Source organism: Paenibacillus assamensis DSM 18201, from assembly GCF_000422445.1.
GTDB classification, from domain to species: Bacteria; Bacillota; Bacilli; order Paenibacillales; family Paenibacillaceae; genus Paenibacillus_B; species Paenibacillus_B assamensis.
In genome coordinates this window covers 33,496-58,259 of sequence record NZ_KE383837.1, presented here as the reverse complement: position 1 = coordinate 58,259, position 24,764 = coordinate 33,496, and the positions used below count along the sequence as shown (strand labels likewise).

The following is a 24,764-nucleotide window of genomic DNA, read 5'->3' as shown; positions in this document are numbered from 1 at the left end:
TTTGTTTTCTTGGGGGAGGTTCTGGATGATGGCAGTCATGAAGTTGGATAAGACGAGTGTAGAAAATATTTTACCACTGACGCCAATTCAGCAGGGGATGCTGTTTCACTATCTAAATGAGCCATCGAGCGGGCATTACATAGAACAACTCAGCTTGAATATGCAGGGAACGATCGATGTGCCTCGTTTGAAAGAGGCATGGCAATTTGTGTGCGCTAGCAATGAAATGCTGCGGACGGTTTTTCGTTGGGAAGGGTTGGATAATCCCCTTCAAATCGTATTGAAACATAAAGAGCTGACAGTAACGGTACATAACTTCTCGAATGATACAGGAGATCAGCTAGAGCGAAAGGTGCAAGAGCTAAGGGAAGCAGACCGTGCTAAGAAGTTTGATCTGCAGCAAGAGGTCATCCGTTTAGCGATTTGTTTGAAAAGCAAACAGAGCTGTGAGTTGATTATTACGAATCATCACATTATTTACGATGGTTGGAGTACGGGGATTTTACTTCGAGAATTTTTAGATAGTTATGACAAATTGGTTAGCGGGAGGGTTCCTGAACGGCCCGTTCATAAAAGTGAATATAAACAGTTTGTCCAATGGCTAACTACCAAGGACAAAAATGAAGGGCTACGATATTGGCGTACCGTGACAGAACAAATAGACAGCCGTTCTTTACTTCCGCAGGATGGTGTAAAGAAGGAGCACGCTACTGTTGCAGAAAGTGAGAATCGAAAGGCTGTATACATTTTTAATTGTGCGAATGATGGGAATGTGGCAGTAGAGAAGTTGGCTAGACGCTGCGAGGTAACTCCTGCGGCGGTCTTCTATACGGTGTGGGGATTGATGCTTGGCCGATATAACCGTCAGCATAATGTTCTGTTTGGTACGACGGTATCAGGGCGAACGAGTGAAATAAAGGGTATTGAGCATTCGGTGGGCCTTTACATTAATACGCTTCCTTTGCGTGTATCTTGTTATGAGGGTGACCAGTTGCTGGATGTGGTTAGAAGGGTTCATAACTGTCTCATTGAACGTCAGGAGTACGAATATGTCTCCCTACAGGATATTGTAACGAATCAATTAGAAACAGGTGCTGACCTATTTCAATCCATTGTCGTTATTGAGAACTATCCATTAGAACGCGTATTAAATGAGAAAAGCCGTGCAGTACGCATTGCTTCTTACCATATGCATGAGTGGACACATTATGATTTTGCTGTTCAGATTAATAGTTTGGAGTCTGATCGCTTAGAAGTGCAATTTACTTATAACGAAGCGCTTTTTAGCAAGTCAACAGTTGAGCGGTTTGCTGGACACTTCCGGCATATACTCCAGCAGCTCATCGCTCATCCCCAGCTAGCTGTGTCCGAATTGGAGCTTGTACAGGATGAGGAAAAACAAGAACTGTTGGAGGGATTCAGTCGTGGAATCGCGAGTAATTGGGCGGCTTGTGAGATGGGGCACGAACCGTGCATTCATGCCGAATTTGAGCGGCAGGAGGCTATGTCAGAGCATAAGCTTGCTCTCGTCTATTCAGACGGTAGTCTCACGTATGGCGAGGTGAACCGACGAGCCAATCAACTTGCAAGGCAGTTGCAAGTGCGTGGCGTCACACAGGGTGATGTGGTAGCGGTTAGAATGCAGCGCAGCCCTGAAATGATCATAGGATTGTTGGCGGTTCTGAAGGCAGGTGCTTCTTATCTCCCTGTATTGCCAGATTTCCCGAAAGAACGTGTCGCTTATATGCTCAGTGATAGCGGCTCTTCACTGCTTCTAACTCATCTTGCGGTTCCTTATCTGGATCATGTGGCAGAAGGAATAGACATCATTTATGCGGATGATATGTTGTTGTACGAAGGAGATAGCTCTAATCTCGGAGTTGCCGTCAAGGGGCATGACCTGGCTTATATTATTTATACTTCGGGCTCGACGGGCTTACCTAAGGGTGTTGCTGTAGAGCATAGAAGTGTACATAACACGCTGCAGGCAATGGAGCGCTTATGCCCGCTAGGGGAGCATGATACTTTTCTACTGAAGACCACATTTACGTTTGATGTGTCTGTATGTGAACTGTTCGGTTGGTTTCAGGGTGGAGGCAGGCTTGCGATATTGGACCCGGGGGGAGAAAAAGAACCTTCGTTGTGGATGGATGCTATACGTGCTTTCAATGTCACACATGTTAACTTCGTACCTTCGTTGTTAACATTTATGATGCAGGAGCTAACGGACAAACAGCTCGAGCGTTTACGGTCGCTTCGCTACATACTAGCTGCAGGAGAGGCACTCAAACCGGCCTTGGCAGAAGCGGTCCAGAGCCGTTTGCCCCATGTACGGCTGTTCAACTTATATGGACCGACCGAAGCGGCTATCTATGCAACCTATTATGAGGTAACAACTCCACAGCTGTCTTCCAGCGTACCAATTGGCCGACCATTGGACAACATGCATATTTATATATTAGATCATGATGGAAAACTTTGTCCTAAAGGTGTACTGGGAGAGTTGTGCATAGCAGGGGTTGGTGTGGCTAGAGGTTACTTGAATCGGAATGACTTGACATCAGCTGTGTTCAAAGAAGATCCATTTAATCAAGCAAGGCGCATGTACCGGACAGGAGATTTGGCCAGATGGCTTCCGGATGGCGTGATCGAGTATGCAGGCAGGACGGATCATCAGGTTAAAGTACGGGGATACCGCATTGAACCGGGAGAAATTGAAGCTTGTCTTGTATCCCATCCGACGATTCAGGAAGCCGCCGTTGTACATCGTGTGAACAACCGGGGAGAAACGTATTTGTGTGCATTTTATACTGCCAATTTAGCGCTCCAATCGAGTGATATTCGTGGCTATATCTCAAGCAAATTGCCTGTATATATGGTCCCAGCCTATTTGGAGCAACTGTCAGTGCTACCGCTGACACCAAGCGGAAAAATAGATCGAAAATCGTTGCCAGAGGGAATTGTCCAATCTGGGACGACAACTCAATTTGAGTCTCCAACGAATGATATCCAACAAATTCTTATACAGGTATGGGAGGAAGTGCTCGGTGTATCTGGTATTGGAATCGGTCACTCTTTTATAGAATTGGGCGGGGATTCAATTAAAGCGATGAAGGTTGCTTCCCGGCTACTCAAATACAAGTACCAGCTTGAAATTAAATATATTTTGCTGTATCCGAAAATTAGAGAATTAAGTCTTTATGTCACAAGTGTAAAACAAATGGTTATTGAAGAAGCGCAGGCAGGCGCGGTTAAATTGATGCCGATTCAGCAATTGTTTTTCGAACGGATAAAGACGGACCGTCATCATTTTAACCAATCTTTTATGTTGTTTTCGGATGCAGGCTTAGATGCATCTTTGCTGCAACAGGCACTGAATGTGCTGACCGAACAGCATGATGCGCTGCGAATTGTATTCCGCATTTCGGATAGCAAGGTGGAACAGATCAACAGGCCGATAGACAGTGGCGGATGCGATTTTGCAGTAGTGAATCTTGCTGGAGGGTCTGATATTGAGTCGAGAATATCAGCGCTGGCTGACGAGTGTCAATCCAGTATTGATTTGCAAAATGGTCCGCTCATGAAAGCGCGGTTGTTTAAAACCGATGAGGGTGATCATTTACTGCTCGTTATTCATCATTTAGTTGTAGACGGAGTTTCATGGCGTGTAATTGTTGAGGATCTGGCGACTGCCTATGGTCAGCTTGCTGAAGGTAAAGCTGTCGATCTTGGAACGCGCAACACATCTTTCAGACAGTGGTCAGAAAGCTTGCATGCCTATGCGAAATCGGACCAATTAAGAAAAGAAATAGACTACTGGCGAACGCTAGAAGAAATGTCCGTGGCGCCATTATCGATTATAAACCGTACGGGACGTTCGTCGAACCGCATATGTGATACAGAAGTGCTGACGATTAGACTATCCGAGGAATCAACGAGCTCCTTATTGCAAGATGCGCATGCTGCCTATCATACACAAGTGGATGATTTCCTAATTGCAGCGCTAGGTACGACATTCAAGCGGCTTACGGGTCAAGAGAGATTGCTTCTTCATCTGGAAGGCCATGGTAGGCAAGAGGTAATCAAGGGTGCGCAGATACATCGTACCGTAGGTTGGTTCACTTCTATGTACCCAATCATTTTAGATATGTCCAACGTCGATTTTTCGCAGGATGAGGCATCCTTGTCAAGTCATATTCGGGCGACGAAGGAAATGCTTAGACAGATTCCTCATAAGGGAATCGGCTATGGGGTTCTGAAATACCTATCTCCTTCTGAAATCAAGGAGTCGATCCCATTCCAGCTGCAGCCGGAAGTCAGTTTTAACTACTTAGGACAATTTGATCAAGATTTGCAGCAGGGGCCGTTCATATTATCGCCCTTGCCAACAGGCCGAGAAGTGAGTGCTAATCTGGAAAGGGAAGCAAGCTTGGAAATTTACGGGATGGTGAAGGAAGGCCATCTCGTGTTGAACTGGGTTTATAACAAAAATCAAATTTCCGCTGATGTGATGCAGCAGTTGACTGACAGCTACCTACAGGAACTGCAGCATTTGCTTGAGCATACGCGAAAGGTGACCAAGCCCTGCTATACACCGTCTGATTTTCCTTACGCATCGCTCAACATGAGTGAGCTAGATGGGCTTACAGCGAAATGTTCGAGCCGGGAGCAGGAAGTGGAGAATCTGTACACCTTATCTCCGCTGCAGGAGGGATTGCTTTTTCATGCTCAGTTAGACACGGACTCACATGCTTATGTACAGCAAATTGCATTCCGCGCATCAGGTGTTCTACATGTGAACCAACTGGATTGGTCCTTACAACAGCTTTTTGCGAGATATGAAGCACTGCGGACACAGATCGTGCATGTTGCAGTAACACGTCCTCATCAAATTGTGCTAAGACAGCAAGTGTCTTCAGTTCGTGAAGTGGATGTAAGTCATCTCGCAGAGGAGGCTCGTGAACAAGCTATTTCCGATTATATGAACAAGGATAGAGACAAAGGTTTCAAACTGGATCAGGAACCACTGCTGCGCGTGACTGTATTTCTATTGGGCAACGAAAGTTGGCATTTATTATGGACGTACCATCATATCATCATGGACGGTTGGTGCGCAGCTTCGCTGTTTAAGCAGCTGTTTACATTGTACAGAGAAGGACCGCAAGCGGTGCTTGAACCTGTTGCTCCTTATTCTCGTTATATGGAATGGTTAACGAGTAAAAACAAGGAAGATGCACAGCAATTCTGGAGAAGTTATCTTGCTGATTATGAGGAGCGAGCGAGCTTCCCACGCAGAGTACAGCCTTCTGTCTCTTATGAGAGACGTGAACTGCAGCTGCTGCTTACAACAGAGTTAACGCAGGCATTGGAGAAGACGGCTTGCGCTTATCATACTACGCTGTATACGGTCATTCAGGCAGTATGGGGCACTATGCTGCAGCGCTACAGTGGCAGTAGAGATGTTATATTTGGCTCAGTCGTATCTGGACGTTCACCTGAGGTTGAAGGGATGGAGTATATGGCAGGTCTATTTATTAACACCGTGCCAGTACGTGTCCGAATGGAGAAAGGCGAGCGGTTCAGTGATATGTTGGATCGGCTGCGTCGAATCAATGCAGAAGCCAGTGCTTATGAATATTGTCCGCTTGCTGACATTCAAGTGTTGGCTTCGTTCAAGCAGGAGCTATTTAATCATCTTCTTATTTTTGAGAATTATCCATTAGATATGGAAACCATCCAAGGGTCAGATGCTTCTGGGCGACTGCAGATTCACGATGTGCAAGTTGTAGAACAAACTAGCTATGACCTAGATGTGACTGTTATTCCGGATGAGCATCTTTGCATCAAATTTAGTTACAACATACAAGTATATGATCATGAATTTATAGAGCAGTTAGCAACTTGTTTTCAAAATTTGATTGAGCAAATAACTGCGCATCCAGAACGGGTTGCAGATGATTTAGAACTGATGACAGCTGCAGAGAAGACGCGGCTGATAGAAGCCTATAACGAAACCGATGCTGAGCTTCCAACGCACCCAGCACATGAATGGTTCGAGGCCCAGGTTGCAAATGGGCCTGAACGAACGGCTGTCCGATATAACGGAAAAGACATCTGTTATGCGGAATTGAATGCACGCGCGAATCAATTGGCTCGCTATTTGCTGGCGCAAAGGTCAGAGCGGGAAGAACTGATAGCCATCCTAATGGATCGTTCGCCAGAGATGCTGGTTGCGATTGTTGCCATTTGGAAGGCGGGCGGCGCTTATGTGCCGGTTGATCCAGGGTATCCAGCTGAACGGCAGCGGACGATCCTTCGAGAGTCAGGCGTTCGCTTTATAGTCGGGGATGCTGCTGGGGTGAGCGGTTTGGAGTGGGGGACGGACGAATTGTCTGTGCGAGTCATTCTGCTGGACCAGGAAGCGGAGGCTATTGCGCAGCAATCGGCAGATAATTTGGGCTTGCCTGTGCAGCTTAGCCAGTTGGCCTATGTCATCTATACGTCAGGCTCAACGGGCATGCCGAAAGGCACGATGATTGAACATGCGGGTATGCTCAATCATATTTTGGCCGAGATCGAGGAGATGCAAATTACCGCGGATACGGTATTGGCTCAAAATGCAAGCCACTGCTTTGACATCTCGGTATGGCAGTTTGTCGCGGCATTAACAGTAGGTGGAGTAACGGCGATTTATCCGAACGAGCTCGTGCTGGAGCCTGTGCTGTTTACAGCACAGATCATTCGTGACCAGGTCTCGATTTTGGAAGTCGTCCCCTCCTATTTGTCCGTCATGATGGATTATATGGAAGCGGCAGGTGTGCGTCCGACCGCCCTTCATTATTTAATGATTACGGGAGAAACGGTGAAGCCCGCGATGGTGCGGCGGTGGTTCGAAATCTGCCCGGACATCCGTATGGTGAATGCATACGGGCCTGCGGAGGCAGCGGACGACATCAGCCACTATGTGATGGACAAGCCACTGGAAAGCGACCCGGTACCGATCGGGAAGCCGATTCGCAACATGCGAATCTATATCGTAGACGATCAGCTGCAGTTGTGCCCGATCGGCATGGTAGGAGAAATATGCGTTTCCGGTGTCGGGGTGGGACGCGGTTACTTGCGTGATCCAGAGCGGACAGCGTCGGTCTTCCTCGAAGACCCGTTCCGTGAGAAGCGTGGTGTGCGGATGTACCGCACGGGTGACTTGGGTCGACGGCTGCCAGACGGCAACATCGAATTTTTCGGACGGAAAGATTACCAAGTGAAAATTCGGGGCTTCCGTATTGAGTTGGGTGAAATTGAAGCGAGGCTGGCGGAGTATGAGCGAGTGAAAGAAGCGGTCGTACTGGACGTGGAAGATGAACAAGGAATGAAGCAGCTTGCCGCGTATGTGACATTTGCTGGAGAAGGAAAGCCAGAAGCAGAGGAATTGAAGGGGTATCTGGCGTGTCAACTGCCAGCTTATATGGTGCCTGCTTCCGTGCAAGTGCTGGATGAGCTGCCGCTGACCCCGAACGGGAAGATCGACCGCAAGGCGCTGCCGAAGCCAGAGCTCGGTTTCGGGTCGATGGCAGCGGGAGGCGCGCCGCAGACGGAGACAGAACGTGAACTGGCATCCATATGGCAGGAAGTATTAGGAGTAGTGGAAGTGGGCCGAGAGTTGTCGTTCTTCGAGGCGGGAGGCCATTCATTGAAGGCGATGACACTCGTATCGCGCATTCATAAGGAATTGGATGTTGAAATGCCGCTGCGAGAAGTATTTGCTCGCCCGCAGCTGCATCGACAAGCTGCATATATCGAGCAAGCTGCTCGTGAGACGTATAGTCATATCCCACAGGCACCGAAACTTTCATACTATCCTGCATCGTCCTCGCAAAAGCGTCTATTTGCCTTGAGCCAAATGGATGATTCAGGGATGAGTTACAACATTACGATGACCTATACGCTGTTAGGACAGCTCGACATCGATAGGCTGCAGCAGGCATGGAAGCAAGTTCTAGTGCGTCATGAAGCGCTGCGCACCTCATTTGCCTATTTAGATGGTGAACTGGTACAGCGGATTGATGATCAGGCTGGTTCTAATATTGAGCTTATGCAGATTATAGATGCTCCAATGGCAGGTTTGGTTGAAAATACGAATCAAGAACCGCTTATTGATAAGCAAATTCAGGCTTTCTTTCAGCCTTTTGACTTACAGACAGGACCGCTTGTCAGAGCTGGATTGATGCCCCTTTCGACAAATGAGCATATATTGTTGATTGACATTCACCATACGATCGCAGACGGCACCTCGTTGCCTCTTATGATGCGGGAATTATGCGCCATATATGAAGGAGAAGTGCTTTCAAACGTTTCGATTCATTATAAAGATTATGTCTACTGGCAGCAGAAGGAAACATTTCAGCGGGCTCAGGCGAAGCATGAATCCTATTGGCTGAATGAATTAGCGGGAGAGCTTCCCGTTCTTGATTTAGTCACAGATTATCCAAGGCCTGCAGCACGAAGTTTTGAAGGTGATCATGTTAGATTTGGGCTTGATGAGGAGTTGACTAACGGATTGCGCAGTTTGGCCAGTGAAACCGGAACAACTTTATATACCGTTCTGCTCGCTGCATTCAGCGTACTATTGTCGAAATATACGGGGACAGAAAATATGTTGATTGGTTCTCCTGTTGCTGGTAGAACGCATACAGATCTGGATCAGATGGTCGGGATGTTCGTGAACACAGTGGTAATACGGAGCCAGCCTAATATGGAGCTGACCTTCCGTGAATTGATTAGCCAGGTGCACAACTATGCCATGCATGCTTTTGAACATCAGGACTATCCATTTGAGCAGTTAGTGGACAAGCTAGGTCTGCAACGTGATGCGAGCCGCAATCCGATATTTGATGTGCTGTTTATTCTTCAAAATGTGGATCGCAGCAGCCTTGTAATGGGGCCAGTGACTGTGGAACCGTATGATTATTTACATCGAACTGCCAAATTTGATTTGACGCTCTTTGCTGCTGAGGAACATGAAGGCATCAGCGCAGGTTTCGAATACTGCTCAAAGCTATTTCATCGGGACACGATGGATCGGATGGCTAAGCACTACAAGCGGCTGCTTAACGGGATCGTAAATAGTTCAGGTAATGAAAGACTAGCTCTCCTTCATCTAATGACGACGGAAGAACGTGTCAGCATAACAACCGAATTCGCAACGAACCGTTATGCGATACAGGGATCATCGGTTATACATCAGCGGTTTGAGGAGCAGGCGCAGGTTCGACCTACGCATACTGCAATTTATTACAAAGATCAGGCATGTACCTATGGGGATCTTAATGCTAGAGCCAATCAGCTGGCACGGAAGATACGGTCAAGCCATCTTATTTTCCGTAAGGCTAACCAGAGTTACATTGAGGGGGATGGATTACTCGTTGGCATTATGGTGGACAATCCAGTTGATCGGATTACAGCTGTACTAGCCGTCCTCAAAGCGGGATTTGCCTATGTTCCGATTGACCCTTCCTACCCTCAGGAGCGAATCGCGCACATGGTCTTAGATAGTGGTTTGCAGCTCATTCTTTCTGATGTGAAAGATGTGAACGAACTTCTGCCTCAAGGTGTAGAAGTTTTACCACTTCAACTCATACAATCCGCTGTGGAAGAGACAGCAAACTTAGATCTAGACGTGCAAGCCGATGACCTTGCTTATCTAATCTATACGTCAGGTTCGACAGGACAGCCGAAAGGAGTAGCGATCAATCACAGCAGTCTCGTCAACTTTATCGCTTGGAGGACAGAGGCTTATGAAATTGGGGCAGACGATTGTAACTTACAGTTGATCTCCTTCTCCTTTGATGGTTATGGGGCCAATCTGTACACCGCGTTAATGACAGGTGGCAGCCTAGTGGCTGTGGATGATGGTCAGAATAAAGATTTCAACATCATTGTCCAATATGTTATTCGATATGGAGTTACTTCTTTTAGTGTCATCCCTTCCATGTATCAGGCGCTTCTAGATTTTGCAAAGCCGGGAGATTTGGAGCAGCTAAGGAGAGTTGTACTTGCTGCAGAACGGCCGAGTGATGAGTTAATTGCTAGAAGTCGGCGTATGCTTCCGAGAACGCTGCTTATTAATGAGTATGGACCAACGGAAAATACGATTGCAACAACGGCACAGATCGGTATAGACGTCGGGCGGACGGCAGTTATCGGCAGACCCGTTGGAAATCATGAAATTTATTTGCTGGACCGGGCTGGTTTCCCAGTGCCTATCGGCATTCCAGGTGAGTTATATGCGGCGGGTCCAGGGCTTGCAAGAGGTTACTGGAAGCGACCAGAGATGACAGCGGAGAAGTTCGTTGTGCATGCAGAAACAGGTAAACGTATGTACCGAACGGGTGATATGGGAAGGTGGATGAAAGACGGTTCTATTGAATTTTTGGGTAGACTCGATGAGCAGGTCAAGATCCGAGGCTTCCGAATTGAACTGGAGGAAATAGCAGCTCGTTTGCGGATGCATCCGACTGTTGTTGAGGCGGTTGTCGCTGACCGCAAAAATGCAGCGGGACAACTCTACTTGTGCGCTTACATTGTCCCGAATGCAGGGGCAGACCAACAGGGTGATTTAGAGAAAAGTTATACAGTCCAACCTGCTCTGGCATCGGCATATAAGTCATTCTTAGCTAAGGCGCTGCCGGATTATATGATTCCTGCTTACTTTATGCATTTGGAGAAACTGCCCTTAAGCCCGAATGGGAAGCTCGCTCGGAAGGAGCTACCTGCACCAGATATGGAAAGGGTGGCGTCTGAGCTGTACGAAGCTCCGAGAACGGAGATGGAGATGAAATTGGCAGAGATCTGGCAGCAGGTGCTGGGCATTCCAAGAGTAGGCATTCGTGACCACTTTTTTGACCTTGGCGGGGATTCAATCAAAGCCATTCAGGTATCTTCTCGCCTGCATCAGCAGGGATTTGTGTTGGATATGAAGCATTTGTTCCAGCACCCTGTACTTACACAGCTTGCACTGTATATCAAGCAAGATGGAGAGTTGAACAGTCAAGAAGAAGTCGTTGGTGAGACAAATCTAACAGCGATACAGCATTGGTTCTTCAGCCAACAGTTCAATGAAATGCACCATTTTAATCAGGCGATTATGCTGTATCGAAGCAGCGGATTCGACATAGATGTATTGAGGCTGGCTTTGACTGCAATTACGAAGCATCATGATGCATTGCGAATGGTATTTAAGCGGGACGGGGACAGATGGACAGCTAGGAATCGAAGTGTGGAAGAGGGAGATTTGTTCATCCTGAATGAATTCGATACGAGTGGAACGAGGGAAGCGGAGCGCAGGTCCTTCATTTTACAGCATGTCGATGAAGCGCAGCGAAGTTTGAATTTGGAGGAAGGGCCTTTATTCCGGCTTACATTGTTTAGGACGGTTGAGGGTGACCATTTGCATCTTGTTGTTCATCATCTTGTGGTCGATGGTGTATCTTGGCGAATCTTATTGGAAGATTTGGCAACTGCTTATACACAAGCTGAACGAAGGGAGTCAGTCCAACTGCCTGCCAAAACAATGTCTGTAAAGGAGTGGGCCGGCAAAGTTTATGAATATGCTGAACATCCTATGCTGCTGAAGGAAATTCCTTACTGGCAGGAGCTTGAGGACGGATATTCAGGGACGATCCAAGTTGACGGCATATTCGGCCAGAGACGGCCAGAAGAGCAACTTGAAGTTGTGATGGAATGCACGTTGGAGGAAACGGAGCAGCTGCTGAAGCACATACACCGGACGTATAACACGGAGATAAATGACATTTTACTAACCGCATTGGCGCTAGCTTTCTATCAGTGGTCAGGCAATGTAAAGACGCTCATCCATCTTGAAGGACATGGTAGAGAGAAATTAGATCGCGCGTACAATATATCTCGAACAGTTGGCTGGTTTACGGCTCAATATCCCGTTTTACTCCATGCAAGCCGGTTGGAAGATGTAGGGTACGTGCTGAAGTCGATTAAAGATAGCCTACGTAAAATCCCCAACCGCGGAATAGGATATGGGCTGTTAGAATATGTGACGCCTTTAGAGTTGCGGAAAAAATTGCAGTTTGGATTGCAGCCTGCTATTAGCTTCAACTATTTGGGACAGACGGATCAAACGATAGACTCTGAGGTGTTCACCATGTCGGAGTTCGGAAGCGGTACGAATATCAGTCCCCATGCCCGCAAGCTTTATGCGATGGAATGGACTGGCATGGTAGTCGATGGAAGGCTACGAATGACGGTCAGCTATAGTAGTGATGAGTTTCACCAAACTTCGATTTCTAAGCTTTTAAATCTCTATCATCATCAGCTGAAGAATATCGTGAATCACTGTTTAGGGAAATCTGGCACAGAAGTGAGTCCATCAGATTTGGTATACAACAAGTTATCGATTGATAAACTTAGCCAAATTAGTAGTTTGCTCAATAAAAAACTAAAGTAGGTGAAATGAAGTGGATGACGTACAGATTAAAAATCTTTACCCGCTGACACCAATGCAGGAAGGCATGCTTTTTCATTCCTTACTGGATCAGGATCATCCCGCCTATCACCAGCAGATGACATTAACTCTAAAAGGCGCTATTCATCTTTCTTATATGGAACAAAGCATGAACCATCTTATTGCGAAATATGACGTGCTTCGGACTGTATTTTTGGTAGAGAATGTTGAGCAGCCGTTGCAAGTGGTGCTGCAGCAGCGGAATCTCACATTGATAACAGAAAATATTGCTGCTCTTCCTAAAGAAGAGCAGCAAGCCTTCATCCTTCGTTACGAGGAGAAAGATCGCTTAGAGGGCTTTGATTTAACGCGTGATTTGCTTATTAGGGTTTCTGTGCTACTAACGGGTACGGACGAATGTGTGATGATATGGAGCTTCCACCATATTATTATGGACGGTTGGTGCATGGGTATCATTTTGGATGACTTCTTCAAATGCTATGAAGCGCTTGTAGAAGGACGGCCTGTAAGGGAAGAGGTCGTTTACCCATACAGCGATTATATGGAATGGCTGCTGCAACAGGACCAAGACAGGGCGAGAGCATATTGGCAGAAGCGTCTAGCTGGTTATGAGCAGCAGGCTGTTGTGCCGGCTATGCGGCAGGATTTAACGGATCGGACGTATCGGGGCGATGTCCATGATCATTTACTTCCTGAATCGTTGACGAAGAGGTTGGAGCATCTCGCGCGAGAAGAGGGAGTAACGCTGAGTACAGTGATGCAGGCGTTATGGGGCATCCTGTTGCAAAAGTACAATTACAGCGATGATGTCGTGTATGGAACGGTCGTATCTGGTCGCCCAGCATCTTTGCCCGGTGTTGAGCGAATGGTTGGATTGTTCATTAATACCATCCCAGTCAGGGTACAAAGCACGTCAAAGCAGTCATTTCACGAGCTGCTTCAGTCTATCCAAGAGCAGTCACTTACGTCCAATCAGAGCTCCTTTTTCCCTTTGGCTGAAATACAAGCAGATTCGGTACTGCGAAATTCGCTTATCCAGCATCTTGTTGTGTTTGAGAATTACCCGATTGATGAGGAGATGGATAGCAAATATCCACAACTAGGCTTTGAAATCATGTCTGTCCGCGTCTTTGAACAGACAAGTTATGACTTTAACCTAATGGTTGTTCCTGGCAAGCGTCTCAAGCTTTCCTTTAATTATAACAAAGCTGTTTATGACGATGGATTTATTGCGGCTGTCGGGGGACATATGGAGAGGCTTGCGGAAGCGGTTGTCAGTAACCCGGCTCAAACGATTCAAACTATTGAAATGATTACAACAGCAGAAGCTGAAAAGTTGGCTTCATTTAATCATACTTCTCACGATTATCCATTGCATAAATCATATATGGAATTGTTTGCTGAATCCGTAGCACTTTACGGTGAGCGGCAGGCACTGGTATTCGACAATTCGGCTCTCACTTATTACGAGCTTCACCGAAAAGTGAATCAACTTGCCGTTCAATTACGAAAAAGAGGCGTGAATCGAGAAAGTATTGTCGGTATTATGGTTGATCCGTCTCTTGAAATGATTGTTAGCGTATTAGCGGTATTGAAGGCAGGAGGAGCATTTCTACCCATTGATCCAGGCTACCCATTAGATAAGGTACAGTATTTTCTAGAGGATAGCGGTGCAGCAATCTTGCTGACGCAGAGCCATTTTATAAATACAATCCCGTCCCATGTTACTTCCATCAACCTTGAAGATGAGCAGCTGTATAGCGGTGCGGACAATGAAACAGTACTGCCGATCGTCAATATACCGCATGACTTGGCTTATGTCATTTATACATCTGGATCAACGGGTTTGCCTAAAGGTGTAATGATTGAGCACAGTGCACTTGTAAATCTTTGCTTTTGGCATAACAACGAGTATAAGGTTACGCCGGAAGATAGGACGGCCAAATACGCTGGTTTCAGCTTTGATTGCTCTGTATGGGAGATATTCCCTTACTTGATTTGCGGTGCCTCCATCCATGTTCTTCATAAAGATATCCGACTTGATGTTGGCAGGCTGAATGCGTATTTTGAAGCAAATCGTATTACCATTACTTATTTACCAACTCAATTTGCGGAGCAGTTCATGAAGGTTCCTAACGGATCTCTGCGCATCTTATTGACCGCGGGCGACAAGTTGAAGCAGTATGTACCGCAGACGTATGAATTAGTCAATAACTATGGACCTACAGAAAATGCGGTTATCACCACGTACTACTACGTAGATCGACAGCAAGAAAATATTCCGATTGGTATACCGGTGCATAACCATAGAGTTTATGTGCTAGACAAAGGTGGAAAAAAGGTGCCTATCGGTGTGCCTGGCGAGCTGTGTGTTTCGGGAAGCGGCCTTGCTAGGGGTTATTGGAACAAGCCTGAATTGACGGCTGAGAAATTTGTTGTCAATCCATATGAGCCAGGGGAACAAATGTATCGAACAGGTGATTTAGTGGCTTGGCTGCCTGATGGCAATATTCAGTATTTTGGCCGAATGGATCAGCAGGTCAAGATCCGCGGTCACCGGATTGAAATAGGGGAAATTGAAACACAGTTGATGCAGCTTTCAGAAGTGCAGGATTGCGTAGTTGTAGCGACAAGAGATGATTCCGATCAGGTGTATCTCTGTGCGTATATTGTTGGTCAGTTGGAGGGTGTTTCCTCTGATATGCAGGGGATTCGCCAACAGCTTGTAGACCGACTTCCGGATTATATGGTGCCTGCGGTCTTCATGGAATTAGAGAGGATTCCTGTGAATGTCAACGGGAAAATCGATCGTAAAGCTTTGCCTAAACCAGTCGCCAACCTGTTGACTCATTATGAGGAACCGCTTGGTGAATGGGAGGTTCGTATAGCAGAGCTGTGGAGCAAGGTGCTCGGTTTATCGAAAATTGGACGTCAGGATCATTTTTTCGATATTGGTGGTCACTCGCTTAAGGCGGTCATACTCGTAACAGAAATGCAGCAGGCTTTTGATATCCCTATCCACATTCGAGATATTTTCACTACTCCTACGATTAAAGAACTAGGGGAACTGTTGACTGAACGCGAACGCAAGAAATCTGGCTTGAAGTTCGAATGTATTTCATCTTCGACAGTAAGGCCGTACTATCCACTCTCATCTGCACAGCGGAGAATGTATGTCTTGAGCCAGCTGGAAGGCGTTGGTGCTAGCTATCAGCTGCCAGGGGCCCTGCTGCTTGAAGGAACGTTTGTATCTGAAAGGCTGGAACGGGCTATACAGCAGTTGTTGGAGAGGCATGAAGCGCTGAGAACTCGCTTTGCTCTAGTCGATGGGGAGCCAATGCAGCAAATACTGTCGTCTGTATCGTTCCAACTGTCAGTCCATGACTTTTCTTATGCTTCAAATATGACTGGTGAAGAAACGTCGAGACTTATTCAATCTTATATGGAGTCAACATTTATCCGGCCGTTTAATTTGGGTAGTGCCCCGCTAATGAGGATGGAACTGTTGAAGGTAGATGATAACAGGCATGTACTGCTTTACGACATGCATCATCTTATTACGGATGGGACGAGTATTACGCTGTTTGTCCGAGATTTTATGCAATTATATAACGGAGATACGCTTGCTCCGCTCCAACTGCACTATAAAGATTATGCTGTATGGCAGCATGACCAACTTGCTAGTGGTGCGTATGACGAGGACGGAGCGTATTGGTTACATACATTCGCTGCAGGGATTCCAGTTTTGCAGCTGCCAACGGATTTGACCAGACCTGCGATTCGTCGATTTGCAGGCGGCCGCACATGGTTCATGGTGGATAAAGAGGTAACGGATCGACTTGAGAAGTTAGCCGCAAACACGGGATCAACCCTTTATATGGTGCTACTAACTGCCTATCATCTATTGTTAGCTGGTCATAGTGGACAGAGGGAAATTGTAATAGGCACACCAGTTTCGGGACGGACACATGCAGATATGCATCAGATGTTGGGCATGTTCGTTAATACGTTGCCGATTATTACCGTGTCCCATACGGACCAAACGATCCGTGAGCTGCTGCTGCAAATCAAGGAGCTTGTCCTCGCTTCGCTGGAACATCAGGATTATCCATTTGAAGAATTGCTGCATCGTTTGAATGTAGAGCGGGATACTGCTAGGAATCCACTGTTTGATACGATGTTCGCGCTGCAGAATATGGATGAAGAAGACTTGAAGATAAACGGTGTTGAGGTCACGCCTCTTCAAATCAAGGCTGACGTGGCCAAGTGCGATTTGACTTTAATCGGTACACAAACACCAACTGGTCTAGTGTTTGAGCTGGAGTACAGCACGGATCTGTTTCAAGCAGATACGATGGAACGTTGGGCAGCTCATTTTCAAAACCTATTACGCCTCATTGCGACCTATCCAGATACTGCGCTATCGGATGTAGACATCATACCTGCTGAGGAGAGAAAGCTGCTTATACATGATTTTAACGCTACGGCCTATAAGGTAGAGGATAAACTGCTGCATGAACTCTTTGAAGAGCAGGCAGCTCGCATACCTAATGCCCCTGCATTAATAGACAACAGTCAGCAGCTGACCTTTGGCGAACTGAATAATCAGGCGAACCGATTGGCCCGCTTACTTCGTAGTCAGGGGGTCGTACCAGGGGAAATTATAGGGGTTTCAACGGACCGAACAGCAAATGTAGTTATCGCCATACTTGCTATTATGAAGTCTGGTGCGGCATATTTGCCACTTGATCCAGGTTATCCTGCGGAACGTTTGCGTTATTTCGCTGAAGACAGCAGGATACGAATGATTGTGTCCAACCATGACGATGCGTCAACCTTACTGCCATCTACTGAATGCCATATCATTGATATGAGGGAACATCATACGATAAATAGCTTTGAGGGCAGCAATTTGTCAAGTGTAAACCGTTCAAGTGATTTGGCGTATGTGATTTATACTTCTGGTTCTACTGGTAGACCGAAGGGCGTCATGATTGAACATCGGAGCATTTCTGCTACGCTGCAATGGCGTCAGGGTCTCTATGCGTTTACTAACAGAGACATGGCGTTAGCCATTTATCCTTATGCATTTGATGGCTTTGTAATAGGATGTTTATCACCATTGTTTGGCGGCGCGACTGTAGTTGTGCTGGACGAGCGTGAAGTTAGGGATCCACTAAGGATAAAGGAGAAGCTCATATCGCATCAGGTTACTCATTTTATGTGCATACCTTCCCTTTATGCAGGTATTCTTGACACCTCAGAACCAAAGGATCTTGCATCCTTGCGTATTGTAGCACTTGGTGGAGAAAGGCTAACCACTGCTGTAGCTAAAGCGCATTATCACTCTTGTCCAAACGTCAAGCTTGTGAATGAATACGGTCCTACCGAAAACAGTGTGACTTCGACGCACCTCGTACTTACAGGTAATGAGAATGAGATAACGATTGGTCGGCCGAATGGTAATATGCAAGCTTTCATTCTTGATGAAAGCCAGCATTTACTGCCTATCGGTGTACCAGGAGAACTTTGTGTGAGTGGTGTAGGTCTAGCAAGAGGGTATTTGAACAGAAATGATTTGACGAGTGAGAAATTTATAAATCATCCTTTCCGAGCAGGTGAAAGATTGTATCGGACAGGCGACATGGCACGATTTAGGTCGGATGGAAGCATTGAGTATTTGGGCCGTATTGATCATCAGGTAAAAATACGTGGATATAGAATTGAACTTGGCGAAGTGGAGGAAGCATTACTGGCATGCCCTGGTATTCAGGAAGCAGTTGTAATAGATAGAAAAGGTGATGACGGAACGGCTTACCTTTGTGCCTATATCGTAGCTGAGGGGCATAAGGGAACGGTGAGTCTGAATATCAGTGACCTGCAGAATGGACTATTGAAAAGTTTGCCGCATTATATGGTGCCAACCCGATTTGTACAGTTGGACAACATTCCACTGTCACCAAGCGGTAAGGCAGATCGACAGGCATTGCCTGCACCTTCGGAACATTCTAATAATAGTGATTTGTTTATGGCCCCTGAAGGGGAGCAGGAGCTGCTGCTTGCTGAATTATGGACAGAAGTGCTTGGAGTTGAGCGAATTGGACGTGATGATAACTTCTTCCAGCTAGGTGGTGACTCTATTAAGGCGATTCAGGTGTCTTCTCGTTTGTATAAAGCGGGGTATGCCATGGAGATGAAAGAGTTGTTTCAACAGCCAGTGCTGAAACGATTTGCAACTACTCTCTCGAAGGTGGTAAAGCGGGCAGAACAAGGTCCTGTAACGGGTGAAGTGCCGTTGACACCGATTCAGCGTTGGTTCTTTGAACAGCAATTTACAGATGCACACCATTTTAACCAATCGATTTTGTTGTTCCGTTCGGAGCGGTTTGAGCCAGCACAGCTTTATACCGTAATGATGAAGCTTACTCAGCATCATGATGCGCTTCGCTCTGTGTTCCACATGTCGACTGATAAACGTGAACCAATCCAGATTATTCAAGACCTTATTGGGGAGACATTTGGATTTGAAGTTATAGATGTGAGGTCGGAATCGAATCCGAAGTTACGGATGGAGCAAATCATCGAAAGGGCGCAGAGCAGTTTTCATTTGAGTGCTGGTCCGTTGGTGAAGATGGTACTGCTGAAGGCTGGAGAGGGCGACCATTTGTTGTTCACAGCGCACCACCTTATTGTCGATGGTGTATCCTGGCGAATCCTGCTTGAGGATTTCAATCAACTTTATCGCCAAATACTTGCGGACGAGCCACTCGCCTTGCAAGAGAAGACTTTTTCATATAAGGAATGGTCCAATGCACTTGCACAGTATGCGCGTACTAGCCAGCTGCAGTGTGAGACCGCCTACTGGCAAGAAATAACGGGGATAACGGAAAAGCTTCATCCTGAGTTTCAACAAGAGCAACCTGCTAGCGTGAACCTGTACCGTACAGCAAAGAACTTGACGATTGCGCTTCGTGAGGAAGATACGAGCAAGCTTCTCCGACAGTCGCCTCGAGCTTACAACACGGAAGTGAATGAGTTGTTGCTAGCTGCTTTGAGTTTAGCTATGCGAGACTGGATCGGAGCACAGAAAGTACTAGTTACACTTGAAGGCCATGGTAGGGAGAAGATTCAAGACGGTTTGAATATTTCCAGAACGGTTGGGTGGTTCACCAGCACATTCCCGGTACAGTTGGATTTGTCGGAATGCAGCACGATTGCCGATACCATTCAAATCACGAAAGAAAATATTCGAAAAATTCCTGAGCGTGGCATTGGTTATGGTGTATTGCGTTACCTTTCAGACGTATCAGACATAGCTTTTGACCAAGCGGATACAAAAAGTTATCAGCATGCGTATCCTTCCATAAGTTTCAACTATCTTGGCCAATTCGATCAGGAGATCCAAAGTGAATTGTTCGAACTTTCAGACCTTTCGGTGGGTCCGCTAATCAGTCCTAATATGGAGCGGATGGCTGATCTGGAGTTTATCGGAATGGTTATGGATGGGCAGTTAACTTTCTCTCTGACCTATAACGGTCTGCATGATGAGGAAGGGACAGCCAGTCGTTTAATTGGACTTTTCATGCATCAATTGGAGCAAATCATCGACCACTGCAACCAAATATCACATACCATACAAACGCCTAGTGATTTTGGTTGCTATGATATTAGTTTGCAGCAGTGGGCGGATATACAGAGAGTCGGAGCAGCGCGCGGAGGAGAGATTATTGATCTTTACCCGCTGGCGCCTATGCAGGAAGGTATGCTGTTCCACGCATTGAAGGATGCTGATTCTCTAGCTTATGTAGAGCAGCTGTCCCTCCAGCTGTCTGGACAGCTGAATGTGCAGACATTAAAACGAACTGTTGCTTCATTATTCGAACATCATGACGTACTTCGAACGATGTTCCTTTATGAAGGATTGAATCGGCCTTATCAAGCCGTACTAAGCTGTATTGAGCCAAATATTCATGAGATAGATTTAATGAACCATTCTATACAGGAGCAGGATGCTATTCTTGAGCGCCTTAAACAGGATGATTTAGCAAGTAGATTTGATCTCCAGCATGACGCGTTGGTCCGCTTAACTGTTATTAAGCTAGCCGAGGATCGTTGGAGCATGCTCTGGACTCACCATCATATATTGATGGATGGTTGGTGTATTGGCTTGTTATTCGAGGACCTATTCAGCTGCTATGAAGCATACTTGAACGGTATTGAGCCGGAATGGGTTGAGCGACAGCCATACCGTTTTTACCTCAATTGGCTGAAGGGTCAGGATCAACAAGAAGCAGTAACGTACTGGAAAAATCGTTTGGCCGGTTATGAGCAGCCTGTGACACTTCCGAAGTCCTCTCGCGGTCGTAGAAACGGTTACGAGCAGGAAAACGTCAGCTTTACGATGGAACGGAGCTTGACATCGGAGTTAAATAAGTTGGCGAAGGTTAATGATGTAACGTTGAATACCGTCGTACAAACGGTGTGGGCCAGTGTGCTGCAGCGTTATAACGATACAGAGGATGTTGTGTTCGGAACCGTTGTTTCTGGAAGACCACCTGAGATTAACGGCATTGAAGATATGATCGGACTTTTCATCAATACGATCCCAGTTCGCTTCCGATTTTTAGGACAAAGCTTTGCTGATCTGCTTCAAGAGGCCAAGCGGTCTGCCCTTCATGCGATGCAGTATGACTATTTGTCTCTAGCCGATATTCAGGCACAAAGTCCGCTTAAGCATCACTTGTTCGATCATATTTTGGTGTTTGAGAATACACCGGTTCATGAGGCTGCTAGTTCGTTAGGTGAGCAGAAGCGTTTGGGGTTCACCGTCACGAACGCTGAGATGTATGAGCAGACCAGCTATGATTTTGATATTACCGTTGGCCCTGGTGAAGAGCTATTTGTTAAGTTCAGCTATAATGCCTGTGTCTATGATAGAGAGTTAGTTGAACAGCTTGCACGACACTTTAAGCAGCTTGCCGAGCAGGCTATAGCACAGCCAGATGTTCCGATAGAAAGGCTCGAACTGTTAAGTGCTAAGGAGAAAAAACTGCTGACAAATGACTTCAATGCACGCAAGGAACCTATCAATATAAATGAGACCGTATCGAAGATGATCGAGCAGCAGGCTTCCCTAACACCAGATCGGGTCGCCGTTGCATATGGAAAGGAACATGTAACTTACGAATCTATAAATCGATCTTCCAATCAACTGGCGCATTATTTGCAAGCAAGTGGAGTAGGGCATGAGACGCTAGTAATTGTGCTTATGGATCGATCACCGCTTATGATCGAGACTATCCTCGCCATTTGGAAAGCCGGAGGCGCCTATATTCCGATTGATCCGGAATACCCTGTGTCACGCAAGCTTTCGATTATGAAGGAATCTAGAGCGCAGTATATGGTTACCACTTCTGCTTATATGGCTGATCTGCCAGTAGAAGAATTGACAGATGTAACATGTGTGCGACTGGATGTGGAAAAGTTTGGTATTCTAGCTGAATCTGCGCATAATGTTGAGCCGCTGCATACAGGAGAAAGTCTGGCTTACGTCATATATACATCTGGCTCAACAGGAAAGCCAAAGGGGGCTATGATTGAGCATGCGGGCATGTTGAATCATATTGCTGCTGAGATTGAGGAGATGTCGCTCAATGAGCAGTCTGTGATCGCACAAAATGCAAATCACTGCTTTGATATTTCCGTTTGGCAGATGTTCGCTGCGTTGACGATCGGCGGTACAACCGCAGTTTATGCGAATGATGTGATCTTGGAGCCAAGCGAATTCCTGCAACGGATCGCAGAAGATCAGGTCACCGTGCTAGAGGCAGTTCCTTCGTATTTAGCCTTGTTCATGGATGAATTAAGCCGTAATCCGGATTGTAAGCTGGCACTTCAGTATTTAATGATTACAGGAGAAACGGTCAAGCCGGCGATGGTGAAACAGTGGTTCGAGATATGTCCTGGTGTGTGTATGGTCAATGCATATGGTCCAGCGGAAGCAGCAGATGATATTAGCCATTACGTTATGGAAGAAGCACCTGCCCATGATCCGATCCCGATCGGCAGCTCGATTCGCAATATGAATATGTATATCGTGGATTCGAGATTTAGGCTTATGCCGATCGGCTCGATAGGAGAAATATGCGTTTCTGGAATAGGTGTCGGACGCGGCTATTTGAATGACGAGGAGCGCACGCAAGCCGTCTTTATGGAAGATCCGTTTACAGAAGAACAGGGAGTGCGTCTTTATCGGACAGGTGACCTTGGTCGATGGCTTCCGGACGGTACGATTGCATTTTACGGTCGAAAAGACAATCAGGTGAAAATCCGAGGTTATCGTGTGGAGCTAGGAGAGATCGAAGCACAGCTAGTTGAGCATGACCGTGTCCGAGAAGCAGTAGTATTGGATGCGGTGGATCATCTTGGGGGCCGTTACTTGTGTGCTTATATCGTAACGGAAGTAGACGTTAGTGTAGCTGATTTACGCAATCATGCTGCGGGGCTGCTGCCTGATTATATGGTGCCTGCTTTATTCTTGTTTATCGATGAGATGCCATTATCTCCTAACGGCAAAATCGATCGCAAAGCACTTCCGCAGCCTAGTGAACTACCGGGCAGTGAATTAAAGTGGCATGATTCAGAGGACGTTTTGATTTCGGATACAGAGTTGAACTTGGCGAAAATATGGTCAGTAGTGCTAGGAGTGGAATGGATTAGCCGTGAGCATTCCTTTTTTGAACTTGGCGGACATTCACTGAAGGCTATGACACTGACCGCACAAATTCGAAACCAATTATCAGTGAATGTAACGATTCGAGATATTTTTGCACATCCGACATTAAAAGAGCTGGCAGAACTGATTGACGGAAAAGAAGTCAGCAATGCAGTTAGCATCAAGTCGATAGAAGAACGGGTCTACTATCCTGCTTCGTCTGCACAGAGACGAATGTATATAGCAAGCCAGATGCCTGGAGCAGAATTAAGCTATAATATTCCGCAATTTACGTTGATAGAAGGCAGCTTCGATGAAGGCCGACTTCAGCTGGCGTTGAAGGAGCTTAGTAGAAGGCACGAGGCTCTGCGCACCTCCTTCACACTCGAAAGTGGAGAAGTGGTCCAGCGCATTCATGCAGATGCTGTGTTACATCTGGAAACGTATTGCTTAACCTACGACTCGTATCCACTCAACATGGATAAAGCGATACAATCTATCATTCATTCGTTTGTTCGTCCGTTTGATCTTACCATGGCACCATTGGCACGGGCTGGAATTATTCGGATGACAGAGGATAAATCGCTGTTGATGCTTGATATCCATCATATTGTTTCGGACGGAGTGACATCTGGTTTGCTAGCAAGTGAATTTGCAGCTCTTTATCGTGGAGAGGTACTTCCACAGCTGAATCTTCAGTATAAAGATTTTGCTGTCTGGCAGCAGGAACAGTTGGGCAGTGAAAACTTTGATAAGCAGGAACGATACTGGTTGGAGCAGTTGAAAGGGGAAATTCCTATACTACAGCTTCCAACAGACTTTATACGACCAGTTTACAAGAGCTATGAAGGGGATAGGCTGGATTTTGCGGTGGATGAATGGCTAACCTCAGCGATCCGGATGCGGTTAACTGAATCGGATTCGACTTTATTTATGTATTTGCTGGCAGCTTTTCATGTTCTGTTATCCCGCTATTCTGGGCAGAATGACTTGGTTATAGGCTCTCCGGTGGCAGGAAGGCAATACGCTGGATTAGAACGAGTATGCGGTATGTTCGTTAATACGCTACCTCTTCGCAGTCGTAGTTTCGAAACGGACACATTCATAGATTTATTGATGAGGATAAAGGAGTTAGCGCTTGGCGCATATGAGAACCAAGACTATCCTATTGAGGAATTGCTATCGAAGCTGAAGCTGGCGGCTGATCCTGGGCGCAGCCCGTTGTTTGATGCTGTACTAGTTATTCAAAATTTAGATGAGCCGGAAGTGGAGCTTGGATCTGTTGCGTTCCGTCCTTATTCAGTAGAAAATAAAACATCTAAATTTGATGTGACCCTTCTTGCTGTTGAAGAAGGTGGCAAACTAAGCTTCAGTCTGGAATACTGTACAGCATTGTTTGAGGAAGAGACGATGCGGCAGTTGGCAAGTGATTATCAGCATATTCTTCAAATCGCAACAGAAGATCCGTCGGTCAAGCTTAATGACATTCGTCTTTCAGAAGTTCCTATACAGGAGGAAAGAGCGATAGTCGGTGACATTGTGTTCGAGCTGTAA

Annotated in this window: 2 protein-coding genes; both read left to right on the top strand. The window is 46.4% G+C overall.

What is annotated here, in order from left to right; genetic code table 11:
• The first annotated feature begins 25 nt into the window (after positions 1 to 25).
• Entirely contained in the window at positions 26 to 12,478 is a 12,453-nt protein-coding gene (locus tag H580_RS0114520; protein WP_028595419.1) for a non-ribosomal peptide synthetase, read from the top strand.
• Between the two features lie 10 nt (positions 12,479 to 12,488).
• Entirely contained in the window at positions 12,489 to 24,764 is a 12,276-nt protein-coding gene (locus tag H580_RS0114515) for a non-ribosomal peptide synthetase (protein ID WP_028595418.1), read from the top strand.

Bases quoted from the DNA above. Each gene is read 5' to 3' on its own strand.
- H580_RS0114520 (WP_028595419.1), top strand. From the start codon at position 26: ATGATGGCAGTCATGAAGTTGGATAAGACGAGTGTAGAAAATATTTTA.